Annotated in this window: 17 protein-coding genes; 4 read left to right on the top strand and 13 right to left on the bottom strand. The window is 58.0% G+C overall.

Annotated elements, in window-relative coordinates; translation table 11 throughout:
• Positions 1-9: 9 nt before the first annotated feature.
• Together ACE10Z_RS05315 and ACE10Z_RS05320 are read left to right on the top strand one after the other, a co-directional pair.
• On the top strand, positions 10-654 hold the full coding sequence (locus tag ACE10Z_RS05315) for a response regulator transcription factor (RefSeq protein ID WP_375786997.1): 645 nt from the start codon (positions 10-12) through the stop codon (positions 652-654).
• A 67-nt stretch (positions 655-721) separates the two neighbouring features.
• Complete coding sequence (locus ACE10Z_RS05320; protein ID WP_375786998.1) at positions 722-1,096, top strand: response regulator transcription factor; 375 nt, start codon at positions 722-724, stop codon at positions 1,094-1,096.
• Between the two features lie 110 nt (positions 1,097-1,206).
• On the opposite strand, the gene ACE10Z_RS05325 is transcribed toward ACE10Z_RS05320, so the two are convergent.
• The 6 genes from ACE10Z_RS05325 to ACE10Z_RS05350 all read right to left on the bottom strand — a co-directional run bounded on the left by ACE10Z_RS05325 (position 1,207) and on the right by ACE10Z_RS05350 (position 12,267).
• Positions 1,207-6,747 (bottom strand): AAA family ATPase, encoded by a 5,541-nt coding sequence (locus ACE10Z_RS05325; RefSeq protein ID WP_375786999.1) that lies wholly within the window; start codon positions 6,745-6,747, stop codon positions 1,207-1,209.
• Positions 6,748-6,984: 237 nt separating this feature from the next.
• Positions 6,985-7,404 (bottom strand): transcriptional regulator, encoded by a 420-nt coding sequence (locus tag ACE10Z_RS05330; RefSeq protein ID WP_375787000.1) that lies wholly within the window; start codon positions 7,402-7,404, stop codon positions 6,985-6,987.
• 725 nt (positions 7,405-8,129) lie between these two features.
• Entirely contained in the window at positions 8,130-9,926 is a 1,797-nt protein-coding gene (gene sdhA, locus ACE10Z_RS05335) for a succinate dehydrogenase flavoprotein subunit (protein WP_375787001.1), read from the bottom strand.
• 2 nt (positions 9,927-9,928) lie between these two features.
• Positions 9,929-11,029 carry a mandelate racemase/muconate lactonizing enzyme family protein gene (locus ACE10Z_RS05340; protein WP_375787002.1) on the bottom strand — a complete coding sequence of 367 codons (1,101 nt, stop codon included), beginning with the start codon at positions 11,027-11,029 and terminating at the stop codon, positions 9,929-9,931.
• Positions 11,030-11,057: 28 nt separating this feature from the next.
• Positions 11,058-11,546, bottom strand: coding sequence for a cupin domain-containing protein (locus tag ACE10Z_RS05345; protein ID WP_375787003.1), 489 nt, complete (start codon positions 11,544-11,546; stop codon positions 11,058-11,060).
• Complete coding sequence (locus ACE10Z_RS05350) at positions 11,539-12,267, bottom strand: type 1 glutamine amidotransferase domain-containing protein (RefSeq protein WP_375787004.1); 729 nt, start codon at positions 12,265-12,267, stop codon at positions 11,539-11,541. Before ACE10Z_RS05350 ends, ACE10Z_RS05345 begins: the two co-directional genes overlap by 8 nt.
• A gap of 357 nt (positions 12,268-12,624) precedes the next feature.
• On the opposite strand from ACE10Z_RS05350, the gene ACE10Z_RS05355 reads away from it, so the two are divergent.
• Together ACE10Z_RS05355 and ACE10Z_RS05360 are read left to right on the top strand one after the other, a co-directional pair.
• Positions 12,625-13,296: a sensor histidine kinase gene (locus tag ACE10Z_RS05355; RefSeq protein WP_375787005.1), complete on the top strand. Its 672-nt coding sequence runs from the start codon at positions 12,625-12,627 to the stop codon at positions 13,294-13,296.
• Positions 13,297-13,428: 132 nt separating this feature from the next.
• Complete coding sequence (locus tag ACE10Z_RS05360) at positions 13,429-13,968, top strand: cupin domain-containing protein (RefSeq protein ID WP_375787006.1); 540 nt, start codon at positions 13,429-13,431, stop codon at positions 13,966-13,968.
• A 273-nt stretch (positions 13,969-14,241) separates the two neighbouring features.
• On the opposite strand, the gene ACE10Z_RS05365 is transcribed toward ACE10Z_RS05360, so the two are convergent.
• The 7 genes from ACE10Z_RS05365 to ACE10Z_RS05395 form a co-directional block, all read right to left on the bottom strand.
• Positions 14,242-17,106, bottom strand: coding sequence for a winged helix-turn-helix domain-containing protein (locus ACE10Z_RS05365; protein ID WP_375787007.1), 2,865 nt, complete (start codon positions 17,104-17,106; stop codon positions 14,242-14,244).
• 415 nt (positions 17,107-17,521) lie between these two features.
• Entirely contained in the window at positions 17,522-18,235 is a 714-nt protein-coding gene (locus ACE10Z_RS05370) for a YoaK family protein (RefSeq protein WP_375787008.1), read from the bottom strand.
• A 25-nt stretch (positions 18,236-18,260) separates the two neighbouring features.
• Positions 18,261-19,613, bottom strand: coding sequence for an alginate export family protein (locus tag ACE10Z_RS05375; RefSeq protein WP_375790115.1), 1,353 nt, complete (start codon positions 19,611-19,613; stop codon positions 18,261-18,263).
• A gap of 86 nt (positions 19,614-19,699) precedes the next feature.
• Positions 19,700-20,608 (bottom strand): glyoxalase, encoded by a 909-nt coding sequence (locus tag ACE10Z_RS05380; protein ID WP_375787009.1) that lies wholly within the window; start codon positions 20,606-20,608, stop codon positions 19,700-19,702.
• Positions 20,586-21,050: a DoxX family protein gene (locus ACE10Z_RS05385; protein ID WP_375787010.1), complete on the bottom strand. Its 465-nt coding sequence runs from the start codon at positions 21,048-21,050 to the stop codon at positions 20,586-20,588. The genes ACE10Z_RS05380 and ACE10Z_RS05385 overlap by 23 nt, the downstream gene beginning before the upstream one ends.
• Position 21,051: 1 nt before the next feature.
• Positions 21,052-22,929 carry an amidohydrolase gene (locus tag ACE10Z_RS05390; RefSeq protein ID WP_375787011.1) on the bottom strand — a complete coding sequence of 626 codons (1,878 nt, stop codon included), beginning with the start codon at positions 22,927-22,929 and terminating at the stop codon, positions 21,052-21,054.
• Complete coding sequence (locus ACE10Z_RS05395) at positions 22,926-23,207, bottom strand: XapX domain-containing protein (protein ID WP_375787012.1); 282 nt, start codon at positions 23,205-23,207, stop codon at positions 22,926-22,928. The genes ACE10Z_RS05390 and ACE10Z_RS05395 overlap by 4 nt, the downstream gene beginning before the upstream one ends.
• Positions 23,208-23,342 lie beyond the last annotated feature (135 nt).

Here is a 23,342-nt window from a genome sequence, read left to right on the forward strand (position 1 = left end):
TGAACTAGTATGCCCCAAGCACCCGAAGATACCGCTGTCGTACACGTCATCGATGATGATGATTCCGTGCGCCTGATGCTCGATAGCTTGCTTCGTTCAGTCAGGCTCAATGTTCGAGCTTACAGCTCAACACAAGAGTTTCTTAAGGCAAGCAATTTGGACGCACCCGGGTGCATTGTGCTCGACATTCGCCTTCCGGGGATCAATGGACTGGACTTTCAAGGGCAACTCCTCGGACTCGGAATAAGTCTACCCGTGGTGCTCATGACGGGACACGGAGACATTCCAATGTCAGTGCGGGGCATGAAAGCTGGCGCGGTCGACTTTCTGCCCAAGCCGTTTCGAGATCAGGACATGATCGACGCGGTCACGACGGCAATCGATCGAGATAGAACACGTCGCTCAAACGAGGACTGGGTCAAAACGGTAACCAATCGTTACGCCATGCTCTCTTCACGTGAGCGCGAAGTGATGATGTTGGTAACGTCAGGCAAGTTGAACAAACAGGTCGCGGGAGAGCTCGGGCTGAGTGAGATAACGGTCAAGATGCACCGCGGTGCCGTAATGCGAAAGATGGAAGCTAATTCTCTCGCGGATCTAGTCCGCATGGCAGACTCTCTGAAGAGCAGAGCACTCGGCAAATGCAGTTCTTGAGCTCTTCGAAAGTTGGCGCGGATAACTCATCGATCCAAGATAGAATCAAAGATGGGCGGTCGCTTACATGATTTCGATTGTTGACGACGACGCCGCAATACGGGATATGCTGGTGTCCTTGGTTCGATCTCTTGGTTATGATGCCCGTAGTTTCGCATCCGCCGAAGAGTTTCTTGCGTCAGACGACCTTGAAAAGTTCGCGTGCATGATTGCCGACATTCACATGCCTGGAATGAGCGGCTTCGAGCTAAAGGAACTTCTTGTTGAGCGCAACGATCCGCTGCCGGTTATTATGATCACGGCACGCACCGAACCCGATCTACAGGAAAAGGCGATTTCGAGAGGAGCGATAGGCTTCCTCCGCAAGCCTTTTGAAGTCGACACGCTAGTCGGCTTCATTGAGAAAGCTCTGGGAAGCAAAGCTCAAATCCAAGGCTCTTGAAGCAATAGTGAGACCGCCATAGCGCGCGCCTCTCTTATGCACCATTTTCGGCAGCAAGTTTTCCAAACTACACGTTGTGTCTTCTCTCGCGTGTCCTTCTTGATCGATTTTCAAGATTGCGTTGCGTAAATTCTGCTGGTGTACGCCGGGGGGATGGTGAAATGAAAAGCAGCGCCTCGGGGAGCGTTTGCTGTCGCCCATATTCGTCCGCCGTGGCCTTCTATGATCGAGCGGCAGATTGACAGTCCCATTCCCATCCCACTCGTCTTGGTTGTATAAAATGGATCGAAAAGGCGCCCCACGCTTTCCGCATTTACGCCTGGCCCCGAATCTCGGACAGAAACAGAGACTTCTTGTGACTCATTCATCGAAGTGCTGATTAGCAATTCGCGCGAATGTTGATCACTCTCACTCAGGGCATGAACTCCGTTGATGATCAAATTGAGTATGACTTGTTGCAACTGAGTCCGATCAGCTTCAACGAGAGGCAGGTCGTCCGCAAGTGTCGTCCGCACCGAGATGTTGTTCTTCATTGCTTCACCACGCGTGATCTCAATCACGTCACCGATCGCCTGATTGATTTCTAGGAATTCCATTCGTGGCGGAGCTTTTCTCGTGAGATCACGTATTCGGCTGACAATATCACTCGCCCGATGGCCATCCTTGCCGATCCTGGCGAGCAGTAGGCGGGACTCTTCCAAATTCGGTGGCCGATGCCCTAACCATCGTAATGTCGCTTCCGCGTTGCCGATCATCGCAGTAATCGGCTGATTGACCTCATGGGCGATCGACGCCGTTAGCTGTCCCATGGTCGAAACGCGATTTGCATGAGTCAGTTCCAGTTGAATCTCGCGATATCGCTGTTCGCTTTCACGTGCTTCGGCTTCAGCACGTTTGCGGTCGGTTAAATCGAGGACGAAAGCGGCGCCTTCCTTTCCCGTCTCCTCGAAACTCGCCGCGCCTATTAGTATTGGCACGCGGCTACCGTCCTTGCGAAAAAACTCCTTCTCATATGGCAGCGCGGTGCCGGTCAGTTGTACTTCCTCTTTCGCCCGCATGTCGCGTTCGCGCCATTCAGGAGGCGTCAGGTCTGTCCAACGCATACGATCGGTGATGAGATCTTCACGGTCGTATCCTACCATGCGAAGAAACGCATCATTTGCATCAGATATCCGACCTTCGAGATCATAGATAAGGATGCCGACAATGTTGGCGTCAACCAAACGACGGATCTTCGCTTCACGTTCCTGAAGATCGCCGTAAAGGCGCGAAATCTCCAAGGCGATGGCTGCCTGTGACGAAACCAACTTCAGCACGGCGACCTGGGGTGGGGCGAACACGCCAGGGGCAAGGCGATTCTCGAGAAAGAGCACACCGATTAGCTTTGCCTGGTTGAGCAGCGGCAGGCATAGAATCGATCGCGCTTGATGCTGGCGGATATAGGGGTCTGCGGCAAAAATTGTCTGGGTGGCAGCATCATCAATAATGACGCTTTGATGAGTGCGTAGGACGTATTGAAGCACCGAACCGGGCAGCATTCCTTCGACGATGGCATGATCGTGCAGACATACGGCTATCGTATCGTCGCTGATCGTGGCTTCTGCCGCGATCCGGGGTTCTGCACCGCGCGGAATAATTAGGAGACCCCGCTCGGCACCAGCCTGTTCGAGGGCCGTGCGCATTAGCGTATCGATTAGCTTTTCAAGTACGATTTCGCTCGAAACTGCTTGCGATACGTTGAGTACGGTCGCGAGGTCGAGCTGCTCCAATGGGGCCACGGTCGTTGCAGCCGCAGCGGGTGACGAGCCGGCGTCGCGAAGATGGGGATGCAGCCGTTCGAGCTGTTTCACCTTTCCTTCGGCTCCCCAGCGAATATAGGAAGATCGGGCCTCGCGCAGATAGGCGTGCGCGATCGTCTCGAATCCGCGGGCCGCGTGGAAGCGCGCCGCAAGCTCGTTGGCCAGGCCTTCGTTATTGACGAACTCGTTCCTCCGTGCCGACTTGATCGCCGCTTCGTAAAGCCGCTCGGCATCGAGTTCCCGCCCCTCAATGCGGGCGATCTCCGCGCCGACCAAGAGCTTTCGATTTTCGAAATTCGCGGGACAATTATCTGCCCATTCCACAAGTTGTTTGTGATGGGCAATCAAAGAGTCGAAGTGATGCTGGTATTGGGTGGGTAGCGCGGCATCGCAAGATGCCGCGTGGCTGAGTGCACCATAGAAGTGAGCTTCGGCTGACAGCAGGAAGGACGGTGCTGTCCAGAGCAATTGTTGCGCATTCGATGATGCTACAACGGCTTCTGCAAACTCCCCGGCGAAGAAGCGTGCTTGCAGCTTTCGTGTCCAGTAGCTGCACGCGGCGAATGCAAAACGAGGCTCGCTCGAAAGTCGACGCTCGAGGCTAAGTTCGTCAAAATCATCACTGCTGAAGCAACCGAAGGTGGTAGTCAAACCGCGAAGGGTACGGATCAGGGCAAGCTGCGTCGTGATAATGTCGTTCTGGGGACCGAATCGAGATCGAACGAACGTCAAGCAGTTCTCGGCTTCACACTGTACCTCGGGGAGCGGTTCACCGGACGCGAGAAGGTTGGGTATCAGATGCTGGCACGAGAATGCCGCATATGTGAGATCTCCCACGGAGTTCGCAACGTCAAACCCTTTTCGGATTAAGCCACGAGCCACTCGCCAATGTTTGGTCCAAGACAAGATCGAAACAGCGTAGCTGAGATATGTACGGGCTTGGAATCGTTTTAGCCCTCGACGTTCGACCAGGTCATAGCCGAGCCGGCCAAATCGAAAGCCGAGCTTGTAGTTGCCAAAGCGCGAACAGATGATCCGCCCGGCTTGGACATAGGCCGGACAGGATGCATCAGTATTACCATGTTCGATGCTGAGACTAACCATTCGCCAGAGGAGCAGATGAAACAAATTTGGATCGGTGAATGATGCTGGAACGAGGGCTTTAATAAGAACGTCCAGGATGGCCACGGAGTGGGGGTCGCTCATCAAGGGTAAATCGACGAGTGCCTCAATCTCACGCTGTCCAAGCAGCGACAACACCTGCTCGTACTCGCGCCGTGCTTCCTCTTCTGTCGGGTGAGGCGACCAGTCAATGCCCAGACGGCGGAGGTAGTCGAGACATATGTCGACCGCGCGGTCAAGGTTCTGCGCCGTGTAGAGATCAATTCGCAAGCATGCAACTGTCGCTAGATCAACAGGATTGGCTGCGCGCGACGAAAGCATCGTCAAACGCGCCTCCGCTGTTGCTGTTGCGCCCGTCAGGAATTCGCATTCGGCTCGATGGAGCTCTAGCGCAAACATGAGAGCCGGCCGCTGCTCCCAACTGTCGTCCGACAACAGCGACGTCGCGGTGACTAGATAGTTCAGTGCTGATGCGTGGGCCATAGACGCCTTGGCGCGCTTGCCCGCAAACAGGTTGAGCTCCGCCAATTGCGCTTTTTCGGGCTGGGACGAAATCAGGGCAGCGCCGCGGTTAAGCTGATTGACGATCTCGAAAATCGCTTCTTCCAGTCTTTCGGACGGGGTGCGCGCAGCCAGCAGTCTTCCGATTCGGAGATGGATGTTGGCGCGCCGGGCTTCCGGGATTCGGGAGTACGCAGCCTCTCGTACGCGGTCGTGAACGAACTCGTAAGATGTCTCCGAACGTACAACCAGCTCTGCTCGACGGGCGTCCCACAGGTTTGCGTGGACTTCCTCCTCTTGGAGTCCGCAAACTACTGAAAGCATCGCGAATCCAGCGTTGTTACCTATGCAGGAGAGTTGCTGCAACGCTTCTTGGGTTTTGATCGGCAGGCGGCTTAATTTGGCAACCATCAGGTCCACGACGTTGTCAGTAAATGCCGTGGCTTGAATGCGGCTCAGTTCCCAACGCCATCGAGCGTTGGGATGATCGAAGCTAAGCAACCCGTCATCGACCAGTGCGGAAATGAACTGAATAATAAAAAATGGAGCCCCGGCGGTCTTGTCGTAGATTAGGTCCGTTAGCGGCGCTGCTCGCTCCTGCTCGCAACGCAGCGTATCCAATACGAGAGACATTAGATCGTCCCGAGCAAGCGGCGCAAGGTTGACGTGCAGCGTCCTTGCTTGCCCCTGACTTATCACTTCGAGCTTGCGGATCAGTGGATGTGTGGAAGTCACTTCATTGTCGCGATAAGCGCCAATCAGTAACAAGTGATGAACGTCCGTCTGAGTCAAAAGCGTCTCGATCAAATCGAGACTGTCGCCGTCGAGCCACTGCAAATCATCGAGGAACAGCGCTAACGGGTGTTCTTGACAAGCAAATACGCCGAGGAAGCGCTGAAATGTCAGCTGGAAGCGAGCTTTCGCTTCTAGCGGCGGAAGTTGGGAAATGGCCGGCTGCTCTCCTATGATAAGTTTCAGTTCCGGTACGAGCTCGACGATCAGAAGACCGTTCGAGCCGAGGGCGGCAGCAATGCTATCGCGCCACTTGACGAGGTCGGCCTCGGTTTGGCTGAGAAGTTGACGGATGAGGCTCTGCAACGCTTGCGCCAGCGTCGCGTAGGGCATGTCGCGCCTGTATTGGTCGAACTTACCTGACGCAAAAAGACCATGCCGCAAAATGAGAACTTTGTGCAGCTCATTAACGACGGCGGACTTGCCGATGCCGGAATATCCGGAGACGAGTACGAGCTCGGGCGTCCCGCTGCTGGCGACTCGATCAAAAGAAGAGAGCAATGTCTCAATTTCGCGCTCTCTGCCGTAGAGCTTTTCCGGGATTAGCAGCCGATCGGGCGTGTCCTGTTCGCCAAGTGGAAAAATATCAATGAACTGACTGGCTTCCCAGCCAACCAAGCAACGCCGTAAGTCGTACTCTAAGCCGGCTGCGGTTTGGTAGCGATCTTCAGCTATCTTGGCGAGCAGCTTCATGACGATGGCCGAGACGACGGTTGGTATATCCGTCGACCGCTCGGTCGGTGCCAAAGGCAGCCTCGCGATATGGCAGTGCACCCATTCCACCGGATCGCGGGCAGCAAATGGTAGTGTCGCGGTTAGCATCTGGTAAAGTGTGACGCCGAGCGCGTAGAGATCGCTACGGGAGTCGATCGACCGGTTCATTCGTCCAGTTTGTTCGGGCGCCATATAGGCAAGCGTGCCTGCGATGATCTCGGGCGGTTGAGGCGATTGTCGCTCTCGCGGAAGACGCGAGGTGAGGCCGAACCCTGTGAGTTTGACTTCTGCGGCAACGCGATTCACGAGGATGTTGACGGGCTTGATATCTCTGTGGATCAGACCGCGAAGGTGAAGCTTGCCGAGCGAGACAGCAATGCTGGTCGCGAGGCGTAAGAAAAGTCCAATTTCCATAGGCTCGCCTAGCAGCTGCTCGAGTGGCTCGCCGCCGTGATCCTCGATCACCAGGATCGTCCGACCAGCTTCGCGGATAAGCTCGATCGGTCGTGCCGCCCATGCGCTGTCAAGTTCGTTCTTCAGTTTATATTCGTGAGAGAGGCGGTCCAGAATAGCAGGTGTCGGATGTTCCGCGGCAGGAAATACGGCCAGTACGGAGTAATCACGATTGAGGTGCTCGGCCCCTCTGCAGAACACACGTTCGCCGTCCTCCCACAATATCTGGAAGTGGCCATTTGCACCTGCACTGTAGAGCGAGTGATCCAAGTGCTGCAACCTACTTGAAGCGGGAGGCCATTCCCGGTCGAAAAACGGGTTCGAATTATCGCATACAGCGATCAAGGGCGAAAGTTTCCAGTTTCGGTCTGGAAGCCAAGCTGAACGTTCCATCAAGGCAACGTGGCGTACCTCAAGCCGCCCGATTGGGAGGCCGAAGCCAGTTTCTGCCGGCGGAGAGGACGGAGTAGGTCCTGGCGCGTTATCGTAACGATGCGGCTCGCTCGATTATGCCATGCGATCCACGCTGGCTACGAAACAGTAACCCCGCCCGGGTACATTAACGACGTAGCGCGCGCCCCCCTGACCGTCGCGTAAGACGCGGCGCAACATGGTCATGTGGAAGCGTAGGCTGCTTTCTTCGACCTTTACGTCAGGCCAGGCTCTGGCCATAAGCTCGGACTTGCTAACGACTTCGCCAGGACGGCTAATCAAAAGGCACAGAAGGTCGAATGCGCGACTGCCAATCGGTGTTGGTAAGCCCTTACATTCCAAGAGGCGAGCGTGAGGAAGAATGCGGAATGGCCCAAACGAAAACGTTTCCAGGACAGCTTCGGCCAGACCGTCCCAGTCGCGGCTTTGCTCAAGCATGTTGCCGTTGCCGCCATTCCGTTCCGTCGAGGGTTGCTGCTGGTTTCGACCGTTCATTGCGATCCTCCAGTATCCGCGTTCCCTATCAGAAATCTTCGCTAGAGGGGGCGGACTCGGTAGTCGATTCCGTTGAAGTTTAGTAATCGCACCGGGACGCCAATCCTCATAGCTACAAGGGAAGGGCGACTTATCTCCAACTTGAAAAAAGACCGTAGTTTCTTGCGGTTAAGATGATTCTGGACTCCTTACTTGCATTTCTCATTAGGCATCTATGATCCGCTCAAACAGCTTTGCATGGGGCTTCCTCAAACGCCCGTAAAGTTTTGTAAAATATTGCGCCCGCATCCAATCGGGAAAGCTAGGCGCTGTCGCCCAAGGGGCTCCCTGAGTCAATCGGACGATACGGTCCCGGATGTCGCTGAGCAATAAGGGAGGATCGTCGCCCGATCGCTTGCTGGGTTTGTCCGACTTTGTTAGATGAGCCAAGGCGCTGACCAAGGTCACGTCAGAGCTGCCAGCTGCGCGACCGCAGCTCACGCACGACATTGTAGCTGCACAATGCATTCCATTCGTCGGTCGGACCGGTCTACGGCCACTTCGATTGCGGCGTCGGGCGACAGATCTGCCCTCGGTGAGAGCGCTCTGAACGGCGCAGCCTGAGCACGCATACTGAGCTGCACGGAACATCTTATACGATTTTCCAGGGCCGGTAACGAGGATTTCTATGCACCGGGTATCGCAACAAACTGGGCCGATTCCACCAGCGAGCCTCGATCATGCTTTCAATACACGCGCTCTTTCGGCGGGATTGTCGCCACGTCGTTGGTGAGTGGCTGCAGGTGCACTGGCCGGTAGTCGAGCCGCACGCAACCATCCTCGTCAAGCCAGGAAAGCGTATGTTTGAGCCAGCTCGCGTCGTCCCGCTTGGGAAAATCCTCGCGCGCATGTGCGCCGCGGCTTTCGGTGCGACCGATCGCAGACCGCAGACTGACGTCGGCTTGCGCGAGCATGTTATCGAGCTCGAGCGCCTCCGCGAGATCGGTATTGAACATCATGGAGCGGTCGGCGACGACAAGGTCGTCCCGCATCATCGCCATTACGTAAACGAGCTTGCTTGCTCCCTCGTCGAGCAACGAACCGGTGCGGAACACTGCGCAGTGGCGCTGCATCGTCCGCTGCATCGCAAGGCGAATGTCGCCAGCGCCCGTCTTGCCATTTGACCAGCGGATCCGGTCAAGCCGCTCGATCGCTCGCTCGGTCGCGACTTGCGGCGCCACAGGATGGCTCTCGCCCGGGCGCAACATCTCGATCGCCCGGTGCGCCGCGGCGCGCCCGAACACGACTATGTCGAGTAGTGAGTTGGAACCAAGCCGGTTGGCGCCATGCACAGAGACGCACGCGGCTTCTCCGATCGCCATCAATCCTGGCACCGTCGTTTCGGGATTTCCACCATGCTTGGTTACGACCTCGCCATGCAGGTTGGTCGGCACACCGCCCATGTTGTAGTGCACCGTCGGCAAGACCGGGATCGGTTGGCGCGTCACGTCAACACCGGCAAAAATCCTTGCCGTCTCGCTGATGCCGGGTAGGCGTTCATGCAGGATGTGCGCCCCGAGATGCTCCAAATGCAGTTCGATGTAGTCCTTGAGTGGGCCGCAGCCGCGACCCTCATTGATCTCGATCGTCATGGCTCGGCAAACCACGTCGCGCCCAGCCAAATCCTTGGCGCTCGGCGCATAGCGTTCCATGAAACGCTCGCCTTCCGAGTTGGTGAAATAGCCGCCTTCGCCGCGCGCGCCTTCGGTGATCAGGCAGCCAGATCCGTAGATCCCGCTCGGGTGAAACTGGGTGAACTCCATGTCCTCGAGCGGTAGGCCAGCGCGCAGAACCATGGCGTTGCCGTCGCCGGTGCAGGTGTGCGCGGCAGTGCAGGAGAAGTAGACGCGGCCGTAACCGCCGGTCGCGAGCACGGTGCGATGTGCGCGAAAACGATGCAGTGTTCCGCCCTCCAGGTTCCAAGCGAGCAATCCGCGGCAGGCGCCGCTATCGTCCATCAGGAGGTCGAGCGCGAAATATTCGACGAAGAACTCAGTGTTGTGCTTCAGGCATTGCTGATACAGCGTGTGTAGAATGGCGTGTCCGGTGCGGTCCGCCGCAGCACAAGTGCGCTGGGCCATCTGCTTTCCGAATCCAATCGTCTGGCCACCAAACGGACGTTGATAGATCCTGCCGTCCGATGTCCGCGAGAAGGGAACGCCGTAGTGCTCGAGCTCCAGCACGGCGGGCACGGCTTCGCGGCACATGTATTCAATGGCATCCTGATCCCCGAGCCAATCGGAGCCCTTCACCGTGTCGTACATGTGAAAGCGCCAATCGTCCCCGTCACCCATATTGCCGAGCGCCGCGGCCATGCCGCCTTGCGCCGCGACCGTGTGGCTGCGGGTCGGAAACACTTTGGTGATGCAGGCGGTCCGCAGGCCGGATGCGGCCATTCCAAGCGCGGCGCGCATACCGGCGCCGCCGGCGCCGACAATCACGACGTCATAAGCATGATCGACAATTTCGTAGCTTTCTGTCATCCCTATTTCCAGCGGAAAGTCTCGATGACGTCGGGATCAGGGTCAATGCCAAGGCCCGGCCCCTGCGGCACGGAAATGCGGCCGGCTTTCGGGTTGAGCGCGTCGCCGTAGATAGCTCCCTCAAGATCGAACCAACGCCACTCGATCATAGAATCGGCCGTCCCCAGCGCCGCCGTTGCTTGGATAGCTGCCAACAATCCTGGACCGTCGTAGAAGGAATGGGGCATCACCGGAGTGTTGTGCACGGCAGCGAGCGGAAAGATCTTGCGCATTTCGCTGATGCCTCCCATTTTGGCGGGGCTCGGTTGGACGAAGTCTACTGCGTCTATTTCCAGAAGGCGTTCAAAATCCATCGCTGTGTAAACATTTTCGCCGGCGGCGATGGGGATCCCGCTCAACCGTCTGAGCCGAGCCAGACCATCAAAATTCTCCGGCGGCCATAGAGGTTCTTCCAACCATTTTAGATTGATCGGTTTGAGGTCGTCCGCAATGGCCCGCGCCTCGGTCAACGTCCACGGGCAATTGACATCCAACATCAGCGCGGCATTGGGGCCGGCTTCCTCGCGGGCCGCGTGGATCGCTGGAAGCTCGATCTCGTGAAGCTTGAGCGTGTTGAAGCCGGCGTCGAGCGCGCGCCTCACGGCAGCACGAACCAGCTTGGGTTCGGTATAGCGCACAAGGCTTGCATAGCAGTCCAATTCGGCTGCACTGCTGCCCAGGAGCCGGCACAGCGGCAGGTTTGCAGCCTTGCCTGCGATATCCCAAAGCGCAATGTCTACTGCCGAGATGCCGAAAGCCAGTGCTCCGGCTCGTGCGAACACGTGCAACTTCTTCTGAACGCCCTCCATCAGAGCGCCGATCCTACCTGCATCCTGGCCGATGCAGAGTGGGGCGATCAGCTCGTCGACCGCGACCTTCGCCGAAGCAACCGCGCGAAAACCGAAAGCCTCACCCCAGCCGACCAGTCCGTCATCGGTCGTCACTTTGACGAGAAGCGAGTCTGCCGCCGGTAGGTTACTGTCACCCCACGCGGAAGCATCGGATCTGGTTCCGGTCCTGAACGGAATTCGTAGCGGAAAAGTCTCTACCGCAGTGATGATCATCCTCGGATCTCCGATGCGCCAGGTCCGACTAGGGGCGTGTGTTCGGATTGGCAGATTGGGCAGAACCGAATGCGACCGCTTGTTGCATTCGCGGATCGTTATGCAGATCGTGATATTCGAGACCCAGCGGACCGATCGCCGACACCTGGGTCACGTACTCTCCGGATTTTGCCCAGTGGAAATGCCAGGTCTCGCCCGGCAGAACGATGGCACTGCCTGGCGGATAGGCGTTCACCTTGTCGCCATCGAACGTCTCTCCGAGCCCAATGTAGAAAACACCCGACATTACCGTATAGATGCGATCTTCAGGGTGCTTATGCGGCATCAGCTTCGCGTCGAGCGGCACCTTGACGCGGACCAAGTACGACCAGGCTCGCTCGGATGTCCGACCAGAACGGCCAAGCGACAGCCTGGCGGAAACGCCGCAAACGGCTTCCAGTCGATGTCCAGCGGAAGACGCCTTCATCAGGCTGATGCGTTCGTGACATTTCCGCTGCTCCTCCGCGATATCAGCCAACGGCCTGCCGAGTGCCCGCAGTCTGCGAGTCCGCGACGTTCGCATCGCGAAGCCGCTCTATCAGGATCTTCGCGGCGGGGCCGGAGGAGGCCGGATTTTGACCGGTCGTCAAGAGGCCATCACTGACGACGTGGACCGCCCAGTCGGTCCTCTTCGAGAAAGTTGCGCCCAATTTCAGCATCTCGTCTTCGACGAGAAAGGGTACAACCTTTGTGAGGCCAACGGCCTCTTCCTCGCCGTCGGTGAAGCCGGTCACTTCCTTGCCCTGAACGAGAGGCCGGCCGTCTGACGTCTTGACATGACGCAGCGCTCCGGGCGCATGACACACTAGAGCTATCGGCTTGCCGGCAGCAAGGAACGACTCGATCAGTTTGATGGAGTTCTTGTCCTCGGCGAGATCCCACATCGGGCCGTGGCCGCCCGGATAGAAAACAGTGTCGAAATCCTCCTGCTTGACGCCATCGAGACGAAGCGTCTTGTCAAGCTGCGCTTCCGCTGCGGCGTCTTTCTCGAACCGCCGCGTAAGGTCAGTGCGGAATTCGGGGTCGTTGCTTTTGGGATCCAGCGGTGGACGGCCGCCCTTCGGAGACGCGAGCGTGATCTCGGCCCCAGAGTCCTTGAACACATAGTAGGGAGCAGCGAGCTCCTCGAGCCAAAAGCCGGTCTTTCGCCCCGTATTTCCGAGTTGGTCGTGCGACGTGATTACCATCAGTACTTTCATAGTGTGCTCCTGTTGCAAGGCGGACGTCTTCCATGGGCGAATTGCATCGCCGAGCTCGATCGACCGATATGATGCGCTCGACCATGGCGGATGAATCGGAGAGTTGCGCGTTATTTGTTGTTAGGTGCCGTTATCTGCTGCGAGTGCAATAACTCACGGCGGAGTGCGCGCGACTTCAGCACACCAAGCCGACAAAAAATGACGGTCGCTCGCCTTGCAACATCTAACGGCGGCTATCAGCGTTTAACGAGCTTTCCGCTCTCGCATCGCCTACAAGTATCGCATCCAAGCTGCGACGCGCTTCGTGACCTGATAACGTTAGGACCTTCAGCTGAGCGCCTTTGACGGAGATGATAGATGCAGATCGCAAGCGCGGCCGGTCTTGAGGAAGCCTGCGACCACGGTCCGACCCGCAAGTCAGGCGCAGAGCCGCTGGCGGAGTCGCTCTTGCTGAGGGAGATGTCGCATCGGATCAAGAATGAGCTGATGTCGACGATCGGATATGTCTCCACTCTTGCGGCCCGCTCGACCAACTGTGGTGCAAAGCTCGCTCTCGTCGAAGTCATAGAGCACCTTTACAGTCACGCAAGAGTCTACGAAGCACTGCAGATGCCCACGGAGAGCCGCCTGATCAATGCGACGGCCTACCTGCGGACACTGTGTCGGACGATCAGCCGTGCAAAGCTCGAGAATAATCAGATAGAACTTGTTCTCATCGAACATCCGCTCCAGCTATCTTCGCTGCAGTGCTGGAGGCTTGGGATGATTGTGTCCGAGTTGATCACGAACTCCTACCGGCACGCGTTCGGCGATGAGGGTGGCACCATTCGCGTCGAACTGAAGAGGTGCGGACATCTTGCGGAGTGTCGCGTGACTGATGACGGTTCGAGCTCCGATATCGTTCGGTCGGGGCACGGCCTCAACATCGTTCGGCAACTGGCGCGCACGCTTGACGGGGAAATAGACCTCCGGTTTGGCTACGACGGAGCGGTCGCCTTGGTGACGTTCCCGTTGCCGACGCAACGTTAGGATGGGTTGGCAGTCTGGTGCAGTTCATAACCAAATTCCCGAAGTAAAGGACGCCGAGGCCACAAGGCGGCAAGGGTACTTGATCAGGACCTTAGAGACGTGCCGATTGTGCGGAACTGAATGGGAGAAGAAATGACCAATCGCCTGATTGTCACCAACGAACATGACACAAGGTCGTCGGTTGAGATAGACGAGCAGATTCGTCCAAACCCATTCGCGTCGGTGCCGGGATTTGATCATGCGCTTCTCTGGGGTACGCCGGCTGCACCCTCGGTCCCGTGGAATGGACGTAATGTGGCTACCGAGAGCAAAAGCATTTTGCCGGCGCCTGGAGAATCACGACTGATGCTTGTCACGTATCCTCCCGATTCAGTGACGGAGGGTCCAGGTTTCGATTCGGTCGCTGCCACCGCAGAGTATTTGGCGCGCATGCCAGGACTTGCGGAGAGGTTTGAGCCCGATAACCCTGGAATGCACCTGACCGACTCCGTTGATTACGTGATCGTGCTGGATGGGGAGGTCTGGCTCGAACTCGACGAGCGAGCAATAGGACCTATTCAGCGCGGTGACATCGTCGTGCAAAACGGCACTCGACATGCTTGGCGCAACCGGAGCGACAAGCCCGCTACACTGGTCTTCGTATTTGTCGGCGCAAAGCGCGCCTACGCGTAGGTGCGAAATTGGCTCGGAGGACTGTTATGCCGACACCACAAGCGCCCACGGTTCCGGGTTCGGATCTGCTTCGACTGCCGCCGAAGTGATCAAGAGGATTGACTTGACCGGTAAGACGGTTGTTGTTAGCGGCGGCTACTCCGGTATTGGCATTGAGACCGTCCGTGCTTTGCGGCCGGTTGGTACGAAGGTCATCTTAACGTCGCGGGATATGGCAAAGGCGAAAGCCGCTCTGGACGATATACCGGAAGGGTTATGTACGCGAAGGGCGCTCTACTGCAAGATCGCGAGAAGGCGTTCTGCAGCCCTGAGATCCGGCGTATCCAGGCCCTCGCCGAACCGTGCGTAGACGGGTTGGAGAAGCGACCTCGCGTCGGATCGTCCTTTCTTGGCCAACAACCTCGCTAGGTCGACTGACGTACGCAATTCCCAAGCCAGTGCGCCCTGGTTGCGGCTCCATTCCAGAGACCGGAGAAGATTGAGTTCGGCTTCATCGTATTTCGGTTGCGACATCGAGAGCAAGACATTCGCCTTGGTTCGAAGCAACTCGGGCATGTATGAAACGTCTCCATTTTCTTCGACCAATGCGATCGCGTCTTCGATGACTGTGAGGCTTTCTGCGTGATGGTCGATTGCTGAAAGTCCCTGTGCGAGCGAAACGCTAAACATGGTTGTTAGCAATTCGTAACGGGCAGAGTGGAGTTCCGTCAACGCGCCCCGTAGGCTTTTGACTCCATCCTTTGCCGCGCCCTTACGAACGGCGAGTAGACCTCTGTAGCCGCGTCCAACGGCTAGGTAGGGCCCTAGAGAGTGGGCTTCAGCGCGGGCGATAAACCACGCTAGGAGCTCTTCGCCAGTCTCATGATCGTCCATCATCCACAGAAACATTGAAATCGCCCAGATCAGGGCGATCGAAAGCGTTACCGGGTGATCTGTGGCCGCCGCATCCTTGATGGTCTGGCGCGCACAAGCCCGGGCCTGATCTGGAAAACCTTGCTGCCACAGCGTTCTTGCCAGGAAGACCCCCGCCAAATCGTGACCATCGAATCCAAGATAAATGGCGTTGGTCCTATGCAAGGTCGGCGCTCGCTCGTGCGCCGCCTCGAGCTTGAGGCGGGCACCCGCGAGATTGCCGGTGTGGGTCAGCGAAATACCCGAGATCGAATGGGCAAGCACCACCGCAGCCGGATCGGCGACGGCAGTGGAAAGGGCGGAGGCCCGCTCGCCGAGGGCTATGGCGGTTTTGAAATCTCCGATCCGTAAATGATACATGGTGAGCGGTGCCAATAGCTGCAATTGGTTGAGCGGCTCGCCGCGTTCTTCGGCTATTGTCAGGCTTCTGTTTAGCGCCACGCGTGCTGCTTCCGTGCTGCCGCGCGTAAACATCAACGACAAGCCCAAAGTAGCTTGAAGATGCATTTCCTCGAAGCCGATGTGCGTGGTACGATCGAGAGCGGCGATTGCGGTCTCCGCCCAACGATGACACTCGGTGAGCAAGGACATTGCTAGAAAGATCGGCGCGGCGGCGGCGGCTAGCGCAACACCCGTGTCGATATCTCCGTCAGCGCCAAAACACCATTCCAAGGCGGCACGAACGTCGCCAAGTCCGTCAAGATAGGGGGCGCGCTCCACTGCGTTCGATAAGGTAGGCCACGTCGAACCGGCCAGCTCCAGCCATCGTTTGCAGTAAACCGCGTGCCGCTTGGCCAACTCTATGAGTTCAGCGTCGCTCGCTTCCCGCCCGAGAATGTAAGAACGCGTGGTGGCGAGAAGCCGATAACGCATTGTTCCGCGAATGGGACGGGCCACAACCATTGATTTGGAAACTAGGTTTTCGATGGCATCGAACACGAGAGCTGGCTCGACAGCCGCGTCCGCTGCGATGGCCTGCGCCGCTTCCATCGTGAAATCTCCGACGAATATGGCAAGACGGCGGAGTACCATGCGCTCTAGCTTGGACAGGAGACCATAGCTCCAATCCAGTGTGGCTTGCAGGGTTTTTTGGCGTGCCGGCGCAGTTCGCCGTCCCTGCCACAATAGTGTCAGGCGCTGATCGAGGAGCGCAGCAGTTTGCTGCAAGCCCAAGGCCGCAACGCGTCCGGCGGCGAGCTCAATCGCAAGAGCCACACCGTCGAGCTTGCGGCAAATCCCCGTGACCACGGCTGCATCCGCATCACTGAGATTTAGCCGAGCCCCGCAAGCGACGGCCCGCTCGACAAACAACTTGGGTGCTGAGAATGCCAACACAGCAGAAGCTGTAGGCGGAGAATCATCGGGCGGCACGTCGAGAGGTTCCAGCGGATAGACGTATTCGCCTTCCGCTCGAAGGGCCTCGCGGCTTGTCGCGAGAAGATGGACCTGCGAGGCAGCACGAAAAAGGCGAGCCGAGACAGCGGCTACGGCGTCGACCACATGCTCACAATTATCGAAGACGAGCAGAACTCGCTTTTCCCGGAGGTGTGCCATCACGCTGGGCGTGGGATCGTCCGATCGGACCGATATTCCCAGCATCGATGCCAGGGTGGCAGCGACCATGCGGGGATCGCTTACCATCGTAAGGTCGACGAACAGAGCGGACCCTAAGAATGATTCCAAGAGATCATGTGCCACCGCGACCGCAAGTGTTGTCTTACCAACTCCCCCAGGGCCCACAATGGTGATAAAGCGCGAAGCGGAAAGTTGAGTGGAGAGTGCGGAAATGGTGTCGGTCCGTCCGACTATCCGCGTCAAGCGTGCTGGCAAGAGGTGAGAGCCGCCAGAAGCATTTGTGCCCGTCTCCGTGACAGAGATCGTTTCATCTGTCGATGATGTTGGAGCGACAAAGCAGTAGCCGCGCCCGGGAACGGTTGCGATGTACCTTGCGCAGTCCAGGCCGTCGCCCAACGCCTTGCGCAAGCCAGCGATATGAACGCGCAGGCTGGCCTCATCCACGACTACGCCAGACCAGACCTGCGTCATCAGCTCCTTTTTGCTGAGAACTTCGCTCGCGCGCGATACCAAGGCGATCAGAATGTCGAGAGCTCGAGCCCCTAGCTCGACAGGCGTTCCTTCCTTGGTCAGAAGCCGTTCGCTCACAACAAGTTTGAACGGACCAAAGAAAACTTTGTCTCTGCTTCTTGCAGCAGTCAGTGCAATCATTTTTGGCCCCCGCACGACGGTGTGCATCCTTCAAGGGCAGTAGCGGGGTATCAAATCACGTCTGTCAGATTTGAGTAAATGGCGGTCGCTGACAGTTTAGAATCGATCTAACTGCATCTGCACTTTGCGGATTGACCAGAACTTACGGTCCTATTCCATGATACCTGGGCATCGAATTCATTCTCCGTCACCGCACAAGTGCCTGATGGGTTTCAGGGTCTTGGCTTCAACGGATATACAAGTGCACGCACGTTTGGCGAGTTTGCGTCAAGGCCTTCTATTAATACGCGACGCGCCGCTTGCCGACTGCAGTCTCGCCGTTTACTCAATAAGCCGCTGATTGATCATCTTCACCGGAGTGTGAAGGCCTCGTCCGCTGTCTCGGGCTCTGGCTGATGCGCGGAAATGGCATGGCCTACGACTGCAAATCCAACGTCCTCTCAATCTGGAGTTGGTTCATAGCTAAGCGAACGAGAAGCGACAAAGCCGCAACCACCGGCGGCAACGCGAAACACAGCGTACCAAAGCGCACAAACGCCAACGCCGCGGCACCGCAGCCAATGGCAAACACAATGACACTTGCAGACATCGTTGTGAGCCGAGCCGCGGGCTGCCGCTCTTGCCCTTTCCGCTTGTAGATACTATCGGCGAGGTCGAGCATGATCTGCGTCGTCGTGCCGGTCATCAATGTCGAAGGCGGCGCGCTGCCGAGATGCACGCGATGGATTGCATTCTGGATAGCCATCGCGGCGACCAGGACCATTCCGGTCAATATAGCTTGCCAGCTGTCGCCATCACGAAATGGGCCGAACCGTATCGCGAGATAAGCGCTGGCAATCAGGAGCAGGATCTTAATGCCGACGAATATTTCAAAGACCGGCGCCAAGCGGTTTGCCAGCAATGTACCAAGTAGTCGCGACATGACGACGACGGCACAGAAGACCGGAAGCGCGAGCAGCTTCGCGAGCGCGCCGGACGAGCCAAACGCAAGCGCCGCGCCAAGGGTTACGAAATTGCCAGTCACATGCGCAGTGAACAAGCCCTCGAGCGCCAAAAAGCCAGCCGTATCGACATAGCCGGCGTTAAAGCTCAGGAGAAGGGGTAAGGCAATCCTGGAAGCGGCGGCCATCATTTTTTGCTGACACTGAGTATCGCTACCATCCTCGCTTGACCTCGACGCCAACGTAATTGGAATTGCGAGCTCCTGCCTGACGGAGCGCATTTCCGATTTCAAAATGCACCGCTTCGACGGCAAAAGAGGTCTGACGGTCGATCGTCCAGTCCAGCCGCACCTGGCCGTAGCTTCCAGTGTAGGCGCCGGGCCGTCCCGCAGTGTTGGCGATGGGTATATCGGGCTGAGCGTAGACGGCGTCGGCCGTGTTCTGGCGCCATTGCGCCCCCGCGGCCAACAAGATCTTCAGCGACGACGTCGGATGCAGCGTCAAATTTGGCTTGATGTGAATGAAGTTGACGTAGCCCGAATATCCCGCGAGCGTAAGATAGTAGCCATTGGGAAACAGTGGGTTGAACGTTCCAAAACTATGTCCCGGCAAGTGGCTGTCGCCAGAAGCCGCATCGACCTGAATCCCTACTCGAGGGCTCGAGTAGGCGTTGGCAAATGTATAACCGGCGAGCGAGCCGAAGGCCCACGCTTCAACTGTCTGTGTTCCGATGCTCCCAGTCTGGTTCATCGCCTCCAGATCCCAATCGAAATGATCGGTATTGCCCGTCAAGCGGACATCAAGAATCTGTCTCACCTCGTTGCCGGCGGCATTCGGAAAGCGAACATCAGCCTGCGTGAAGTTCGCATAATAAGCATTCACGGTCATCGACTCGAGGAACTTGTTCTCCACGCGCGCGCCTCCAAAGGTCTGCTTGGGGCTGCTGTAGTCATCGAATATCGCGTTGTCCCGAACCTGGACGGGATGACTGTAGAACGTGATGAACCGCCACGGGCCGTTCTCGTAGTCTGCCCAGGCTGCGTCATAGGATTGCCGGACGTTTGGGCCGTCACGAACGGAGACGAAGCGCTGAAGATCGAAGGCATATTGCTGACGGCCGACCCTGAGCTTCAGCGTCCCATCTGCCAGAGGCTCGGTCAATGCAATGAAGGCGAGCTCCAAGTCGAGTCGATCACGGTCGACCGGCGTGATCATGGTCTTCCAAGGTGCGAAGTCGCTCTGAAACTGAACGAAAGCTTGTATCTCGTTGGCAATGCGAAGGTCGGCGTGGAATTCGTTTCGCGAGATGACGTAGTCTTGGTTGCGGTTAGAACCGGTGCCGAACCCGACCGCGTTGTTGGCCTCGAAGCGCTCTCGCGTATCGGCGCCGAACGAAAGGTAGGTATGCGGATCGGTCGCTGACAGCGGAATGTATTTGAACTCGTCAAATGACTGCCGTGGGACGCGCGGGTCCGCAAGCACCGACCAATCTTCCTGCCACCGGTTAAAAAGAATCGTGGGCCGCTCCGGTACGGGGGTCTGATCGTCGGCGCAGACGCCCTGCACGGTCGCCAAGAACCAAAATGCAACCGCAACATGCGTTCGCCGTCCCAGCAAAACGCCTCGTGGCAAGTCGACCCTCATCCCGACACCTATTTCGGTGCGACTGTATGAATTTCTGCGATATAACCACCCGGGAACTGTACCATTGCCGCCGATCTTCCATCGGAAGTGTACGGCTCTACGAGAATAATTGCGCCTGAAGTCTTCGCCTTCGTCAAGGTCTCCTGTAGATCGTTGACCTCGTAGCCAGTCAGTTCGCGTCCATAAGGGTAGGGAAGGTGTCCATTCGTGACCAACACGGTTACCTTGCCGAAGATCGATTCGATACGGATGCGGCGGTAGGTGTCCTCGGGCCGGCCGATCTCGACTCCTGGGGCCTTGGAATCGTCCGAAACGACCTTCCCATGCGAAAAGTGCAGGAAGCTGTGTGCAAAGACATCGGCACGCTCGGGCGAGATGTAGACCCGGTTCTCCGGGATTGTCTCGAAGGCTGCGTATGCTGGCTTTGTCGTGTGCCAATAGAGCTGCATGTTGACGCCGCCGGGCCATTGAACCACCACATCTCGGCCGATCGGGTCGGGAAAGGTTGCGACAAGAACGTCAGCGCCGTCGGCTTTGGCAATCTTGATCGCTTCGTCGATGTCGGTGACCAGATAGCCCGTTCGTTCCGCGCCGAACGGGTAGGGGATTGGTGTCTTGAACCCGAACAGGGAGACGGTGCCGACCGGCGTCTGTAGGAGTTGGGACGTCGTGCTGCTTCGAGTGGGGGTCACCGTGGCGACCACTTGCTTGGTGCTCTGACCGCCGAAGGTGGCGAGGAAGCTTGAAGCGAATTTGTCGACGTCGTCAGGTGCCACATAGACATGGGTGGTGTCATATTGTGCGCCGACGCCGACCTGCGGAGCGGCACGCAGTGCCGCGTCCCGCGCCGTGGCCGGTGGCGCGAGCGCCAAGAGTGACAAAACCAGCAGGATGCTAGGGAGACGGTTGCAGGTCATGGAATGCCTCGTGCGATTTTTCGCTCTGCGGACGTATGGACAGGACCGAAACGAGCACCAAGCCGGCTATTAGGCCCAAATGCTCAAAGAATGCGTTCAGGGCCATGAAGCGATCATGTCCCTCCATGCTCCAAAAGCTGTTTGCGGTGAACATCGCGACCGCGGTCAGGACGCCGAGGCCGCCCGCGCCAAGCCAGACGAAGCGCCCCCAAATCACGAGCACGGAGCCACTGAGCTCGACGATGATTGCGGCGATGGCCCAGAGCCACGCCGGTTCGAGCCCGAAATGCGCCTGTTCCGCGACCGCTCCATTGAAGTCCGACAGCTTCTGGATCCCCCCGATTAGGAAGGCCGAGACCAGCGCGATCCTCGAGATCGGCAAGAGCGCTGGCCACGAGAGAATGGCGGCAATCCAGCTTGGTATGTCCGCTTTTGTCAGCATCTCACACCGCCCAGCAGGCGCACCCAAGCGCGCCCCAGAAGCCCTTGAGGTCGGATACCGGCAGCCTGCTGGACCAGGCGCGAGCATGGTCATGGCCGTGCATGCCGCAGGTATTGCTGCAACCGCACATTTGCATGGCGTTCGTCCTCACCGCCTTCGCCTTCCCGTCAGCGTCAAGCCAGTCGCCGTAGCCACCGAAGCTGCGCACCGGCGACCAGTCCGGCATCGCCGGCGGCGGCGCCATGGTGTCGAGCGCCTTGAAGTCGCCGGCGCCGTAGACGATGCGCCCACCGACCACCGTGAGATCGCTTGTCGTGTCGGCGATCTCAGCCTCGCTGCACGAGAAGTAGTCGCGATCCGGGACGATCAAGTCGGCGAGCTGCCCGACCTGGATGCGCCCTTTCTTGCCCTCTTCGTTGGAGAACCAGGTGACGTTTTCGGTCCACATCCGCAGCGCGGTCTCGCGGTCGAGGCAGTTGCGCGCCGGATAGAGACGCAAGCCGCCGACGGTCATGCCCGTCACCAGCCAGGCGAGCGAAACCCAGGGGTTGTAGGAGGCGACCCGGGTCGCATCGGTGCCCGCGGACACTTTGACGCCCTTGTCGATGATCTTCTTCACCGGTGGCGTCGCTTCTGCGGCGCCGTAACCATAGCGCTCGACAAAATATTCGCCTTGATAGGCCATGCGGTGCTGCACGGCGATGCCGCCGCCGAGCGCGGCGATGCGGTCGATCGACTGGTCGGAGATCGTCTCGGCATGGTCGAAGAACCAGTGCAGGCCTTCGAGTGGCGTGTCCTGGTTAACCTTCTCGAACACGTCGAGCGCGCGCGAGATCGTCTCGTCATAGGTCGCGTGCAACCGCCACGGCCATTTGTTCTGAACCAGGACGCGGACGACCTCTTCCAGCTCGCCCTCCATCTCGGGCGGCATGTCCGGTCGTGCGACGCGAAAGTCCTCGAAATCGGCGGCCGAGAACACCAACATCTCGCCTGCGCCATTGTGGCGGAAATAGTCGGTGCCCTGTTTGTACCTGGACGTCCGGGTCCAGTTGAGGAAGTCGTCCTTCTCACCCATCGGCTTCTGCGTGAACAGGTTGTAGGCGAGCCGGATCGTGAGCTGCCCCTCATCGGAGAGCTTCTGAATCACCGCGTAGTCTTCGGGATAGTTCTGGAAGCCGCCGCCGGCGTCGATCGCGCCGGTAATACCGAGCCGGTTCAGCTCGCGCATGAAGTGCCGGGTCGAATTGATCTGGTAGTTGAATGGCAGCTTCGGACCCTTCGCGAGTGTCGCATAAAGGATATTGGCGTTCGGCTTTGCGAGCAGCAAGCCGGTCGGATTACCCCTCGCGTCGCGCACGATCTCGCCCGCCGGCGGCTCTGGTGTATCCTTGGTGTAGCCGACGGCGCGCAGCGCCGCAGCGTTGAGAATGGCGCGGTCGTAGAGATGCAGGATGAAGACTGGCGTGTCCGGAGCTACCGCATTGAGCTCGTCGATGGTTGGCAGCCGCTTCTCGGCGAACTGATGCTCGGTGAAGCCGCCGACGACCCGCACCCATTGCGGCGGCGGCGTGATCGCGACCTGCTTCTTCAGCATGCCCATCGCGTCGGCAAGCGACCACACGCCGTCCCAGCGCAGCTCCATGTTGAAATTGAGCCCGCCGCGGATGATGTGGAGATGATTGTCGATCAAGCCGGGAAGGACGCGCCGACCCTTCAGGTCGATAATCTTGGTCGAAGATCCGGCAAGCTTCATCACGTCGCTATCGTGCCCTACCGCCGTGAAAACGCCATCCTTGATGGCGACAGCGCTTGCTGTCGGGTTCGTCTGATCAAGCGTGGCAAACAGCCCACGATAGAGAACGATATCGGCTGCGTTCATGTTGTCTCCTCCATTGCTTTCACGGTTGCCGAAGCACTGGCTTGCCGCCCCGGGAGCATTCCAAACATATGAGGTGTACATCTCGCCTGTCGCCAGGCGGCAGACAGACTGTACCCAGACATCACTTGCTTGGTGATGGGGATCACCTGCTCACCTATGAGAATGCCGAGCAGACCTACCAACGCGACAAGAGGCGGTGCCGGCGAACGCACGTTGAGAAGACTGTAGATCGCGCCGACGAGAACGCCGGCGCCGAGAGACAAAACATAGGCCTTCATAGATGTCTCCTCATCTGCTGCCAACGACGCTATTGGGGCCGGGCGTCACGTCTCACGGCAGCGGCCAAAATCAACGGTCGCCACCCGCTATTCGACGTTAAATCCACAGAAAGATAGCGGGCGGCGCAACGTGCT

Origin of the sequence: Bradyrhizobium sp. Pha-3 (genome assembly GCF_042258615.1) — a bacterium.
Taxonomy (GTDB): domain Bacteria; phylum Pseudomonadota; class Alphaproteobacteria; order Rhizobiales; family Xanthobacteraceae; genus Bradyrhizobium.

Coding starts and splice junctions, on each gene's coding strand:
- ACE10Z_RS05315 (WP_375786997.1), top strand. CDS start 10: ATGCCCCAAGCACCCGAAGATACCGCTGTCGTACACGTCATCGATGAT.
- ACE10Z_RS05320 (WP_375786998.1), top strand. CDS start 722: ATGATTTCGATTGTTGACGACGACGCCGCAATACGGGATATGCTGGTG.
- ACE10Z_RS05330 (WP_375787000.1), bottom strand. CDS start 7,404: ATGAACGGTCGAAACCAGCAGCAACCCTCGACGGAACGGAATGGCGGC.
- sdhA (WP_375787001.1), bottom strand. CDS start 9,926: ATGACAGAAAGCTACGAAATTGTCGATCATGCTTATGACGTCGTGATT.
- ACE10Z_RS05340 (WP_375787002.1), bottom strand. CDS start 11,029: ATGATCATCACTGCGGTAGAGACTTTTCCGCTACGAATTCCGTTCAGG.
- ACE10Z_RS05350 (WP_375787004.1), bottom strand. CDS start 12,267: ATGAAAGTACTGATGGTAATCACGTCGCACGACCAACTCGGAAATACG.
- ACE10Z_RS05355 (WP_375787005.1), top strand. CDS start 12,625: ATGCAGATCGCAAGCGCGGCCGGTCTTGAGGAAGCCTGCGACCACGGT.
- ACE10Z_RS05360 (WP_375787006.1), top strand. CDS start 13,429: ATGACCAATCGCCTGATTGTCACCAACGAACATGACACAAGGTCGTCG.
- ACE10Z_RS05365 (WP_375787007.1), bottom strand. CDS start 17,106: ATGATTGCACTGACTGCTGCAAGAAGCAGAGACAAAGTTTTCTTTGGT.
- ACE10Z_RS05370 (WP_375787008.1), bottom strand. CDS start 18,235: ATGGCCGCCGCTTCCAGGATTGCCTTACCCCTTCTCCTGAGCTTTAAC.
- ACE10Z_RS05380 (WP_375787009.1), bottom strand. CDS start 20,608: ATGACCTGCAACCGTCTCCCTAGCATCCTGCTGGTTTTGTCACTCTTG.
- ACE10Z_RS05385 (WP_375787010.1), bottom strand. CDS start 21,050: ATGCTGACAAAAGCGGACATACCAAGCTGGATTGCCGCCATTCTCTCG.
- ACE10Z_RS05390 (WP_375787011.1), bottom strand. CDS start 22,929: ATGAACGCAGCCGATATCGTTCTCTATCGTGGGCTGTTTGCCACGCTT.
- ACE10Z_RS05395 (WP_375787012.1), bottom strand. CDS start 23,207: ATGAAGGCCTATGTTTTGTCTCTCGGCGCCGGCGTTCTCGTCGGCGCG.